10 protein-coding genes are annotated in these 12,177 nt (G+C 72.3%); 5 read left to right on the plus strand and 5 right to left on the minus strand.

The features are described from left to right. Positions 1–2,036 (minus strand): PIG-L family deacetylase (locus ABZY44_RS35475; protein ID WP_356661267.1); only part of this gene is annotated, 2,036 nt, incomplete at its 3' end. Between the two features lie 380 nt (positions 2,037–2,416). Between ABZY44_RS35475 and ABZY44_RS35480 the strand changes: the two genes are divergently transcribed. Continuing rightward, complete coding sequence (locus tag ABZY44_RS35480; RefSeq protein WP_356661269.1) at positions 2,417–3,115, plus strand: helix-turn-helix domain-containing protein; 699 nt, start codon at positions 2,417–2,419, stop codon at positions 3,113–3,115. Then, a complete protein-coding gene (locus ABZY44_RS35485) occupies positions 3,112–4,476 on the plus strand; it encodes an MFS transporter (RefSeq protein ID WP_356661271.1) in 1,365 nt (454 codons plus the stop codon). Before ABZY44_RS35480 ends, ABZY44_RS35485 begins: the two co-directional genes overlap by 4 nt. A gap of 55 nt (positions 4,477–4,531) precedes the next feature. Here ABZY44_RS35485 and ABZY44_RS35490 read toward each other — a convergent pair whose 3' ends face one another. The 4 genes from ABZY44_RS35490 to ABZY44_RS35505 form a co-directional block, all read right to left on the minus strand. Then, on the minus strand, positions 4,532–4,930 hold the full coding sequence (locus ABZY44_RS35490) for a hypothetical protein (RefSeq protein ID WP_356661273.1): 399 nt from the start codon (positions 4,928–4,930) through the stop codon (positions 4,532–4,534). A 117-nt stretch (positions 4,931–5,047) separates the two neighbouring features. After that, positions 5,048–5,587 carry a DoxX family membrane protein gene (locus ABZY44_RS35495; RefSeq protein ID WP_356661275.1) on the minus strand — a complete coding sequence of 180 codons (540 nt, stop codon included), beginning with the start codon at positions 5,585–5,587 and terminating at the stop codon, positions 5,048–5,050. 247 nt (positions 5,588–5,834) lie between these two features. Beyond that, a complete protein-coding gene (locus ABZY44_RS35500) occupies positions 5,835–6,440 on the minus strand; it encodes a pyridoxamine 5'-phosphate oxidase family protein (protein ID WP_356661285.1) in 606 nt (201 codons plus the stop codon). Positions 6,441–6,533: 93 nt separating this feature from the next. Further along, entirely contained in the window at positions 6,534–7,814 is a 1,281-nt protein-coding gene (locus ABZY44_RS35505; protein ID WP_356661277.1) for a globin domain-containing protein, read from the minus strand. A 437-nt stretch (positions 7,815–8,251) separates the two neighbouring features. Between ABZY44_RS35505 and ABZY44_RS35510 the strand changes: the two genes are divergently transcribed. The 3 genes from ABZY44_RS35510 to ABZY44_RS35520 all read left to right on the plus strand — a co-directional run bounded on the left by ABZY44_RS35510 (position 8,252) and on the right by ABZY44_RS35520 (position 12,058). Continuing rightward, entirely contained in the window at positions 8,252–9,769 is a 1,518-nt protein-coding gene (locus tag ABZY44_RS35510; RefSeq protein ID WP_356661279.1) for an APC family permease, read from the plus strand. 20 nt (positions 9,770–9,789) lie between these two features. Then, the gene (locus ABZY44_RS35515) at positions 9,790–11,427 is read left to right on the plus strand and encodes an NAD(P)/FAD-dependent oxidoreductase (RefSeq protein WP_356661281.1); all 1,638 of its coding nucleotides are present in this window, start codon (positions 9,790–9,792) and stop codon (positions 11,425–11,427) included. Positions 11,428–11,608: 181 nt separating this feature from the next. Then, positions 11,609–12,058, plus strand: a complete 450-nt coding sequence (locus ABZY44_RS35520; RefSeq protein ID WP_356661283.1) for an SRPBCC family protein — start codon at positions 11,609–11,611, stop codon at positions 12,056–12,058. Positions 12,059–12,177 lie beyond the last annotated feature (119 nt).

Here is a 12,177-nt window from a genome sequence, read left to right on the forward strand (position 1 = left end):
GATCCGACCTGCGCGGCTCCGGACGGGGGCACCGTGATGACGTGGAGGCCGGCGTCCAGGCCGAGGGCCGCGGCGACGGCCGTGCCGTCCGGCCCGGCCACGGCTGACGGTGCGCCCGTGTAGAGCATCTGGGACTCGTACCAGGACGGGGCAGCCTCCGGGCCCGACACGCCGACCGTTCCCGCGCCGGTGCGGCCCGCGAGGAGCGGGCCCGCGACGCCGACGGCGCCGTAGCCCCCCTCGCCGCCCGCCTCGGTCGCGGGAAGGAACGCGGGTCCGCCCGCGCCCGTCGTGGTCAGGCTCGTACCGACGGTGCCGGTGCCGGGTTCGCGGAAGTACAGGCGGACGCCGTCGCCCTGCCCGCTCGCCGAGAGCGGTCCCGTGGTCGCCGGCAGCCCGGTGGGGAAGGGCCCGCTGAAGGGGGCGTCCGGGGTCGGCTGGACCCAGGCCAGTACCGTCCGGGCCGTCGCGGCGTACACGTAGCGCCGTCCCGCTCCGTCGGTCGCGGTGGCCGGGTCGCCCAGCAGGTCGGTGCCGCCGAGGGTCTGCCAGGCGCCGAAGGCGCCGTCCGGGGCCGCCTGTGCGCGGGTGCGCAGGGTGCGCCGGGAGTCGCGGACGTACACCGTGATCCGGCCCGTGCCGTCGACCGCGACGGACGGGGCGCTGATCGCGGAGGTGGCGGACGTGTCGCCGCCGTCCGGGGTGCCCAGCGAGCGCCACGGACCGAAGGCGCCGTCAGGTGCGGCCTGGACGGCGTACACGAGGTCGCGGCCGTACTCCTGCGGCGTGGTGCCCAGCGTGGTGCGGGTGGCGAGGACCGCGATCCTGCCGTCGGGCAGCCGGGCCGCCGTCGCGCCCGTGTCGATCCCGGTGCCGGGGAGGAACTGCGGTCCCTGCCAGGGGGCCTTGGGGCCGCTGCGCGACCAGTACGCCATCCGCCCGTCGAGGACGGCGAAGGCCCACAGCCGGCCGGAGACGCCCTCGGTCATCCAGGAGGCGTGGTCGCCCCGGCTGTAGCGGATGGTCTGGTTCCATCCGGCGCCGGTGGGCCGGGTGGCGGTCTTGCGGTCGCCGCAGCCGGCGGGACTGCCGCACCAGTCCTGGTGGTCCGTCCACGCGTAGGTCTTGAGGTAACCGAGCTTCTCCTCGGCCGCTTGCGGGCCGAGCGTCGGGGGCAGCGCGCTGTTGGGGTAGCTCACGTAGTTCTGGACCGAGAAGTGCGGCCGGTCCGTGGACTTCCCGTAGCGTTCGGCGGCGGCCTGTACGAAGCGGGCGCCGTACATGTGGTCCTGGTGGTCCAGGAAGGTGCCGCCCTGAGTCCGGCCCGGAGTCGGGTCCTGCGTGCGTATCGTGGTCGGCCGGTACATCGCGAACACGTCCGCGATGGCCGCCACGGCCTGGTCCCTGGTGTACGAGAACGCGGTCTTGACCGGTGTCCCGGAGGTCAGCTGGGAGCCCAGGGCGGGAACCCTGCCGTCCCACAGGCCGCGAAGACTGTCCGGATTGTCGCCCGAGATGCTGCGTGCCTCGCGCAGCTGCATCCACACCAGACTGACCTCGGGCCTGGCGGTGAGGACGTCCACCTCGATGTGTCCCCCGCCGGCGGTCACCACCGACTCGCGCTGCCAGGTGCTGGTGCGCTCACCGGTGGCCATCTGCGCGTAGGCGGCGCGTATGCCGTTCTGCCGGGCCTCCGCGTAGGCGGCGCGGTCGGCGGGTCCCGCCGGGTCCTCGAGGTGCGGGCTGTGGGCCTCGTTCCTGCCGTCGGACTCGCCTGAGGTCAGGTAGACGGTGGCGACCTTGATGCCCGTCGATATGGAGCGGCTCAGGTCGGGATTCATGAAGAAGAGGTCGTCGTCGGGATGCGCGACGACCTGGAGGACCGTGCCTTCGGTCACACTCGGGGGGAGGGCCTTCTCGAGGGCCGCCGCCTCCTGCGTGCTTCCGTACCCGTAGGCCCAGGTCGTCACGCCCGCGGCACCGACGGTGAGTGCGGTGAGCAGGGTCGCGAGACGGGTGCGGTTGGCCAGGGACATCTGCAACGCCTTGAGGATCGGTCCGGTACGGGAATCCGCCGACGGGGCGGGTGGGCCGGCGCCCCGACGGCTCCACCGCTTCCGGGCGACGGGGCCCGATTATGTCGCGCCCGTTTGCGACTGACACACCATCAAGGGGCATGTGACATGAAATAAGAATCAATGTGTGAAATGGCAGATTTGTCCGATATTGCATTGTTCGGGGTGGTCTGTGGGGTTGTAATCTGTGGGGTCAGTTGTGGTCTCGGTCACGTAGTTGGCGTGCGTGCGGGAGGGGTGTGGCCGCCGTCACGTGGGCGAGTGGGGTGTGGGCCGAATTTCCCAAAGAACTTCTGCAAAAATACTTTTGGAAAGCCTCCGGGTCGTTCTACCCTCCCGTCATGATCAGCGACGAGCGGCAACGCGTACTCGATCCCGAACAGGACGCGGCCGCCTTGAAGGCCCTCACCCACCCGCTGCGCATCCGGCTGCTCGGGATGCTGCGGCAGGACGGCCCGGCGACCGCGAGCGAACTCGCGGTCAGGACCGGGGAGTCGTCCGCCTCCACCAGCTACCACCTGCGCGTGCTGGCGAAGTACGCGTTCGTCGCCGAGGCCGAGCACCGTGACGGGCGGGAGCGCCGCTGGCGGGCCGTGCACTCCGTGACCTCCTGGAGCAACAAGCTCATGGAAGCCACCCCGGACAGCCGCGCCTGGCTCACCGTGTCGCGCAGGGCCCAGATCGAACACCTGGAAGCCTCCCTCACCCGGCACGAGGCCGACGTCGCCGACGGGAGACTGGGCCCGGAGTGGGTGGAGCCCGCCGGAATCAGCGACCTGATGCCCCGTCTGACCCCCGAGTCGCTCACCGAACTCTGGGAAGTGCTCGACCGGAAACTGGAGGAACTGACCACCCGCGACGCGGAGGATCCGCGTGCCGCGCGGGTCGTGCTCCTCACCGCCGGACTGCCCCTGGCCCCGCCCCGCTCCGGCGCGGAACCAGGACTGCCCCTGGCCCCGCCCCGCTCCGGCGCGGAACCGGAAACCGCCGCACCGGAAACCGCCGCCCCCGCGACGACCGGCGCCGAGGACGCGGCGTGACCGTACCGCTGGACATACGCGCCGCACGCCGCCGCTACGTCACCGTCTGCGTCCTGTTCTGGCTGCCGCTGGGGCTGACCATCGCCCCCCTCGTCCTGCTCTTCACCGAGCGGGGCATGGCCATGACGGGCGTCGCGGGCTTCTTCGCCGCGCACTCCCTCACCGCCGCCCTGCTGGAACTGCCCACCGGGGGACTGTCCGACGTCCTGGGACGCCGCGCGGTCCTGGCTGCCGCCGGCCTCCTGAACCTGACCGCCCTGACCCTCGTGGCCCTGGGCACCACCGGCTGGCTGCTCGGACTCGGGATGGGCCTGATGGGAGCGGGGCGCGCCCTGTCCAGCGGACCGGCCGAAGCCTGGTACGTCGACACCGTCCAGGCGCATTCCGGTCCCGACGCCGAACTGCGTACGGGACTTGCCCGCGGGTCCTCCGCGACGTCCGCCGCCCTCGCCGCGGGCACCCTGGCCGGTGGGGCCCTGCCCTGGCTGCTCGGACTCCACCCCGACGCGGGCGCCCGGCTGGGCGAAGCGACCTCCGGACTGGTGCTCCCGCTCTCCGTCCCGCCGCTCCTGGGCGCGGTCGTCGAGATCGCCTTCGTGCTCTACGTTGTGAGCGCTCTGCGGGAGCCGCCCCGGCTGCCGGCCACCCTGCGCGGGGTACTGCGAGGCGTACCGGCCGCCGTCGCGGACGGACTGCGCCTGGGCGCACGCGACGCCCTGGTCCGCCGCATCCTCCTCAGCGCGGGGGCCGCCGGCAGCGCCCTGGCCGCGCTCGAACTGCTCACACCGGGCCGTGCCGCGGCCCTCACCGGTGCGTCGGAGTCAGGTGCGGTCCTCTTCGCCGCACTGGCCTGCGCCGGATTCGTCTGCTCCGCCCTCGGCAGTCACCTCGCACCGCTGACCGCCCGGCTCGCGGGAAGCGGCGAGCGTGCCGTCCTGGCGGGCCTCGGCGCCGGCGCGAGCGGCCTGCTGCTGCTCGGAGCCACCGCGGCCGCCACGGGAGTCGCCTCCCTGGTCCTCGCGGCCGTCGGCTACGGCCTGGTCTACCTGGGTCTCGGCGCCGCGGGGCCGAGTGAGAACGACCTCCTGCACCGCCGCGTCTCCCGTGCGGGCCGGGCCACGGCACTGTCGGTGCAGTCCCTCACCCTGCAACTGACGGCAGCCCTCACCGGCCTGGTCGTCAGCGTCCTCCCGGCCGGCCCGCTGCCGTGGCTGCTGGGAGGCACCGTCCTGCTGGCAGGCGCTCTCCTGTGGACCCGCCGCAGCACACCCGCTGCCCCGGGCCCCGCCGGTTCCCAACCGCACCGCACCGGCGGCGAGCACGCTCGCACAGGCGGACCGAAGACGGAGCGCACCCCCTAGGAGCGGCCGAGGACGCGCAGGGACGGTGTCACCGGCGAGGGGGTGCCGCGGGGTGTCACCGAGCCGGTGGCGGCCTGCGTCCTCCTCGGGCCGGGCCCCTCGCGTCCGGCCCGGGCCGCAGGTCCAGCATGGCGAGCAGCGAGGCCAGGTCATCCGGCCTGGTGGTACGGGAGGCGACCACCGCGTGGGCCCGCTCGCGCAGGTCATCGGCGCCCGGAAGGGTCTCCCCGTCCCGGTGCCGGCCTGCCGCGTCCGGTCCGGACCCGTCCTGACGGGCGACGCGCGACCGGTGCTCGGCGGCGGTCGCACAGGTGGCCGCGGCGCCCGCGACGCGGCGGCGGCCGCGACGGGTCACCAGGGCCAGGGTCTGCGTCAGCAGGCGCGGACCGAGCGTGGGCGGCCGGGGCGGCGCGCCGTGGGACAGCCGCGGCGCGGGGCGGCGGGCGTCTGCCATGGGGTGTGTTCCTCCTCGTTACGGGCGGGTCCCGACCCGCGGAACCGGACCCCGGTGTCGTGCCCTGGGGAGGGCCGAGCGGGAGCCGGGGTCCCACAGCGGTGGGTCGGGCCCGCCTCAGTGGGAGCCGGTGAGCGAGGCCGCGACCGCCTTGGCGCGGTGGGCCGTACTGGCCGCGGCCGCTTCCACGGGCCGGCGGACGGCCTTCACCGGGTGCTGGTGATCGAGTGCGTGCCGGGAGCGGTAGGCGAGGGAGGGCTTGCCGTGGGTGTCCGCGGCGGCGATGAGGAGCCCTCCCAGGACGGAGAGGTCGGTCAGGAAGTGGGCGCGCAGCCGTGCGCGCTCCTGCGGGTCCTCCACCGTCCAGAAGGCGTGGGCGGTGAGGGAGGTCGGCACCAGGGTGGTCGCGAGGGTGAGCGCCGCCAGACGCGGGGCGCGCCCCGTCGCGAGCAGCAGACCCGCCGCGGCCTGGACCGTGCCGGTGACGCGGAGGAGTTGCCGCGGGTCCCCGGCGAGGGCCGGGACCCGTTTTCCGAGGGCCCGGAGCAAGGGTTCGGCGACTTCCGCGGCGCGCTCGGGGCGGCGCACGGTACGCAGTCCGTCCGTGACGAACGGGGCGGCGAGCAGGGGACGGGCGAGCTTTCGTAGAACGGCCATGTCTCGCGGCTGCCCAGAGCTGGCCCGTCCATCCGCTCCGCGGCGGATCCGCGGCTGTTCCTTTCGCTCTGGGGGCGTCGTCCCGCCCGGCCCCGGGTCGGCCGCAGGCCGCCGTGCGAGGCCCTCCGGCGGTGGATGCGACCTCGCGCACACCGCGGGCGACGGCCGGCTCGGGGTCCCGCCCGGGACCCCGAGCCGTCGGGTCAGCACCCCGGGGGCACGTGAAGGGCGTACGTCCCGGAGGAGGTCACCACGGCTCCGTCACCGTCACCGGGGCCGACCCGGCGTACCGTCCGCGGGTCGTCGGGTCGGCCGGGGCCGTGCGGGAGCCGGTGAAGTACTCCGCGTCCTTCGGACGGTCGGCGGGATGGCCGGAGCGGGCGACCGGCGCCAGGTGCGGTATGTACTTGGAGCAGTGGATGTAGGCCTCCTCGACGGTGAGGTGGACCCACAGTTCCGGACCGCGCCCCGGCGCGACGTCGACGGGCAGCCCGGGCTGCGCGGCGCGGAGGTCGGCGTCGAGGTAGAGCCGGGCGACACCGTTGACGTGCAGACCGACGTGGTGCTGCGTGAAGTCGACGAAGAGCATGCCCAGGTGGGGATTCTCCGTCATGTTGCCGGCGCTGGCGAGCACGCCGTTCCCCCGGAACTCCGGGTAGGCGAGGGTGTGTTCGTCCAGCACGTGCACGAAGCCGGGCGGGCCCGCCCGGAAGCTGGCGTCGCATTCCCCGTGGGAGTCGGCGGTGGCCAGGAAGACCATGCTCTGGCGGCCGATGAACTCCCGCATCTCGGCCGTGAGGCAGGGGCGCACCTGCTGGTCGTAGAACCGGGCCGCGCGGTCCGCGCTGCCCATGTGCTGCTGCAGCCGGTGTTCACCCGCTGATCCGAAGGGTGGTGGGTGGAAGGTCACGAGGCGTTCTCCTGGCAGGATCGGCAAGCGTGGGGCTCAAGGAGCGGACAGGACGGGAGTCTCGAACGGGTCGTGGTGGATGCGGTCGGGCAGGGTGCCGTGCTGCGTGAGCGTCTCGCTGGCGGAGACCACCATCGGCGCCGGTCCGCTGAGATAGACGTCGTGCTGGTACCACGGGCCGTACTCGGCCAGAACCTGCGGCAGGGACCCCCGGATGCCCGGGATGTACTCGTGGGAGACGGCGCCCCTGATGGACAGCCAGTGGTGCTGCTGCGCCATCCGGAGCATGTCGTCGACCCCGTACAGCTCGGCACCGGTACGGGCGCCCAGGAACAGGTCGACCTGGTGCCGCCCGCCACGACGGGCCACTTCCTCGACGATCGCGCGGATGGGCGCGAGGCCGGTGCCGCCCGCCACGCAGAGCAGGTCGCTGTGGACGGCGGCATCGAGCACCATGTCACCCATCGGCGCCCCGAGTTGGAGCAGGTCACCCACGGCGCACCGGTGTACGAGCGCGTCGCTGACCGAGCCGCCGGCCACCGCGCGCACGTGGAAGGTGAGCGTGCCGTCCTGACGGGGCGCGTTGGCGGGTGAGTAGTAACGCCAGTGCTTGGGCCACCACGGCGTCTCGAGGCTGACGTACTGTCCGGCCGCGTAGGGGTACGCCATGTGGGGCCGTACGGTGATTTCGGCGATGCCGTGTCCGCGCAGGGCCTTGTGCACCACCGTGGCGGGCCAGACGGCGGGCCGCTGTGCCTCGTCCCGCTCGGCGGCGTCGATCATCACGTCGGCGACCACGCCGTACGCCTTGGTCCAGGACGCGGCGATCTCCTCGGTCCAGGCGGGACCGGCGTAGCGGGCCAGAGATGCGAGGAGGCACTCGCCCACGGCGGGGAAGTGTGCGCCGAGGGTGCCGAACTTGCGGTGGTCGCGGCCGAGGTGACCGCAGAAGCGGACCAGCCCCTCCGGGTCGTCGACCAGGTCCACGATGCGCAGGAGCGCACGCAGCAGGCGGCCTCGCTGGGCGTCCATGCCCGGGGGGAACAGGGGACGGACCTCGGGGTAGCGGGCGAAGAGGATCGCGTAGAAGTACACCGTCATGTCCGCGGCGAACGGTTCGACCACGGAGACGGAAGCCCGTATGAGGGCTGCCTCGTGGGCCGAGAGCGGCGGCTCGGCGGTGTCCGGCCGGCCGGCGCCGTCCGGGGCGGGAACCGCGTGGGGCGCGGGGTCCCGCGGGTGCGGGTGTGGCGGCGTGTGCGCGTGCGGGGGAGTCGGCGTGGGTGGGTTGGTGGGGCGTCCGATCCGGAACCTCAAGAGACCAGTGCTCCTCCTGTCGGTATCCGACCCGGCCGGGAACGCGCGCGGGCGGGGCCCTCACCCCTTCCGTCTCTCGGGCGAGCGGTGGCCGGCACGGTGACGGGGGCGGGCATGGGTCCTCCAGAGGGGCGGGTCGGCAAACGGATCAAGCGGTTCCGGAGGCTACATGATCACGGGTGTGACTCAGAAGTAGCAAGGCTCCGCGACGGCGGGAGCCGGGGCCGGGGACCCGCGCGTGCGGTTCGCCGCCCAGCCGGGGGTTTCGCGCACGTCACCGGGCGGTCACATACCGGCCCCGCGTACCTGATGGGTCGACAGTTCGTCTTCCCCGCGCTCCGATTGACAGTCCTTGTGTCGATTGTGGCGCAGGTCACGCGGTACGAGAGTGGCCGCCTTCCCATCGGCTACCCGCCGCCAGCATCGAGAGGACGTCCATGTCCCACAGTCCCACCGGTGAAGTACACCGGCTCAAGGCGAACTCGGTCGGCCTCGTCGGGGTGGTCTTCATGGCCGTGGCCACCGCCGCGCCGATCACCGCGATGACCGGCAACCTGCCGATCGCCGTCGGCTTCGGCAACGGCATCGGGGCCCCGGCCGGATATCTCTTCGCCACCCTCGTCCTGACGGTCTTCGCCGTCGGCTACGTCGCCATGGCCAAGAGGATCACCGCGGCCGGCGCGTTCTACGGCTACATCTCACACGGCCTGGGCCGGATCGCCGGCATGGCTTCCGGGATGCTCGCGGTCCTCGCCTACATCGTCTTCGAGGCTTCGATCGTCGGCGTCTTCTCCTACTTCGCCAAGACGACCGTGCACGACCAGCTCGGCGTCGACCTGCCCTGGATCGTCTACGCGGCCGCCATGCTCGGTGTCACCGTCGTCCTCGCGCACTTCGACATCAACTTCACCGCCAAGGCGCTCGGCGTGATGCTGGTGGGCGAGATAGCCGTCCTGTTCGCGGTCGCCACCGCCGTGCTGCTCGCGGGCGGCGGCCCGGACGGCATCCCGCTCGAACCGGTCCATCCGAAGAACGCCTTCACCGGCACGTCCGCCGGGCTCGGCCTCTTCTTCGCCTTCTGGTCCTGGGTCGGCTTCGAATCGACCGCCATGTACGGCGAGGAGTCCCGCGACCCCAAGCGGGTGATCCCGAAGGCCACCCTGATCTCGGTCGTCGGCGTCGGCCTCTTCTACATCTACGTCTCCTGGATGACCATCGCCGGCAACGGCCTGTCCGCATCGGTCGAGCTGTCCTCCTCCGCCAACCCCCTGGACCTCTTCTTCGCACCCACCCGGCAGTTCATCGGCTCCTGGGCCGTCGACTCCTTCCAGTGGCTGCTCCTGACCGGATCCTTCGCCTGCGGCATGGCCTTCCACCAGTGCGCCGCCCGCTACCTCTACGCCATCGGCCGGGAAGGATTCCTCCACCCGGCGCTCGGCCGCACCCACCCCGAGCACGGATCCCCGTACGTCGCCTCCCTCGTGCAGAGCGCCATCGCCGTCGCCCTCGTCGCCGCGTTCTGGCTCACGGGCCAGGACCCCTACATCCACCTCTACACCCTGCTCGCGATCCTCGGGACGATGGCGATCCTCATCGTCCAGACCCTCTGCTCCTTCGCCGTGATCGGCTACTTCCGCAAGAACCACCCCGAGGACCGGCACTGGTTCAAGACCTTCACCGCCCCGCTGCTCGGCGGCCTCGCGATGAGCGCCGTGGTCGTCCTGCTGGTCCTCAACATGAAGACAGCGGCCGGACTCGCCGCGGACTCCCTCGTCTTCACCCTCATCCCCTGGATCGTCGCCACCGTCTTCCTCGGTGGCCTGGCCCTCGGCGTCTACCTGAAGTACAAGGCGCCCGAACGCTACGAAGTCATCGGCCGGGTCGTCCTGGAAGACGCCGCCGAACGCACCGACCCCACCCCCGAGAGCGCGTCCCCCTCCGCCGCGAACGTCTGACACCCCGGGAGCCACCCCTCATGGCCCGAACCTCCGTCATGCACGCACTCAAGCGACTCGCCGCAGAACACGCCGCCGCCCGCCGCCTGGCCCTCCCCACCGCGGACGTACGGGGACTGGGCCGTCGCGCCCTGCTGGAGCGCGCCGCGGCCCTCGGTCTGGGCACGACCCTGGCCGGCGCCGTCGCCGCCGTTCCCGCCCGGGCCGAGACGGCACCGGACGGCAAGAAGCCGTCGACGGGCACCCCCCGCATCGCCGTCGTCGGCGCGGGCATCGCGGGCCTGACCGCCGCACTCACCCTCAAGGACGCGGGCATCGCCTGCACCGTCTACGAAGCCGACCCCACACGGGTCGGAGGCCGCATGTGGACCCAGCGCGACCACTGGGCGTACGGCCAGACCTCCGAGATCGGGGGTGAGCTGATCGACACGAGCCACAAGAAGATCCTCGAACTGTGCCGCCGCTTCAGCCTGACCACCGAGGACTTCCTCGGCGGCGGTCCGAACGGAGCCGAAGAAGTCCTCTGGTTCGACGGCGCCTACTACCCCCGCACCCAGGCCGACGAGGACTTCAAGGCCGTCTACCAGGCCCTGCACCGCGACCTCCAGGGGGCGGGGGAGGTCACGTGGAACTCCACCACCCCCGTCGGCACCGCCCTCGACGACATGTCCCTGTACCAGTGGATCGAGACCCGGGTCCCGGGCGGCCACACCTCGCGCCTCGGCCAGTTCATCGACGTCGCCTACAACGTCGAATACGGCGCCGACACCGTCGACCAGTCAGCCCTGGCCCTGGTCCTCCTCATGGGCTACCAGCCCAACCCCGGCCACTTCAACGTCTGGGGCCTGTCCAACGAGCGCTACCACATCACGGGCGGCAACGACCGGCTCCCCCACGCCATCGCCCGGGCCCTGCCCGCCGGCTCCCTGCTGATGGGCCGCGAACTCACCGCCGTCAGAGCCAACGCCGACGGGACCCAGACCCTGACCTTCGACGACGCGGGCGCCACCCGCACCGTGACCGCCGACCACACCGTCCTGTGCGTACCGCTGCCCGTGCTCCAGCGCATCGACCTCACGGCGGCCGGATTCGACCCGCTCATGCGCAACCTCCTGCGCGATGCCCGCATGGGCCACTGCACCAAGCTCAACATGCAGTTCACCAGCCGGCCCTGGCGCGGCAGCGGGCCGTGGCCCGGCGTCAGCGCCGGCGACTGCTTCACCGACTCCGACGTGCAGCAGACCTGGGACACCACCAAGGTCCAGCCCGGCAACGGAGGCATCCTGCTCCAGTACGGGGGCGGCACCCTGGCAGGCGCCCTCACCCCCGCGACCCCCTTCGCCACCCAGAGCGACCCCTACGTACAAGCCCTCGCCACCCGGACGCTCACCGGCATCGACGCGTTCTTCCCGGGCACCAGGGCCGCCTGGAACGGACGCGCCCAACTGTCCGCCTGGCACCGCAACCCGCTCTCCCTCGGCGCGTACTCCTACTGGCCCACCGGATACCTGCACCGGTACGCCCGCTACGAGGGCACCGCGCAGGGCAACGTCCACATCGGCGGCGAGCACTGCAGTTACGACTTCCAGGGCTTCATGGAAGGCGGCGCCACCGAGGGCGAACGCGCGGCGCGCGAGGTCGTGACCGCCCTGACGTAGACGGCACGGGGGCACTGACACCGCGCGCCGGCGACCCGTCCCGACGGCCGGGTCGCTTCCCCGGCCGTCCTCGACGAATGGAGCCGGTGCCTGCGGGCAGGGGCGCGGTGGGGGAAGAGCTCCCCCGGGAGGGCCGGTGCCGTCGTTCGCCCGGTTCCCCGCGAGCAGGAAGGTGTCTTCCGTGTCGAAGGTCGAAGAGTCGGTCGAGGTCGATGTCCCCGTACGTACCGCCTACAACCAGTGGACACAGTTCGAGTCGTTCCCCCACTTCATGGAAGGGGTGGAGCGCATCGACCAGCGGACCGACACCATGACCCACTGGGTGACGAAGACCGGGGGTGTGGAGCGGGAGTTCGAGGCGGAGATCACCGAGCAGATTCCCGACGAGAGGGTCGCCTGGACGACGCTGAGCGGCGAGGTGAAGCAGGCCGGCGTCGTCACCTTCCACCGCCTCGCCGACTCCAAGTGCAAGGTGATGCTGCAGCTCGACTACGAGCCGGAGGGTTTCGCGGAGAACGTCGGGGACAAGCTCGGCTTCGTCAAGCGGCAGGTCACCGGGGACCTGAAACGGTTCAAGGAGTACATCGAGAGCCGCGGCCGCGAGAGCGGATCCTGGCGCGGCGAGATCTGACGTCCTGACGGGCCGCGCGCCCCGGCGCAGCCCGTCCGTCCGCCGCGGCGCACACCGAGGAGGTCACCAACCTCGGCGCGCACAACGTCTCCCCGGACTACGCGCGGGACCCCGCGGGC

This window comes from Streptomyces sp. NPDC006544 (assembly GCF_040611715.1).
Lineage (GTDB): Bacteria > Actinomycetota > Actinomycetes > Streptomycetales > Streptomycetaceae > Streptomyces.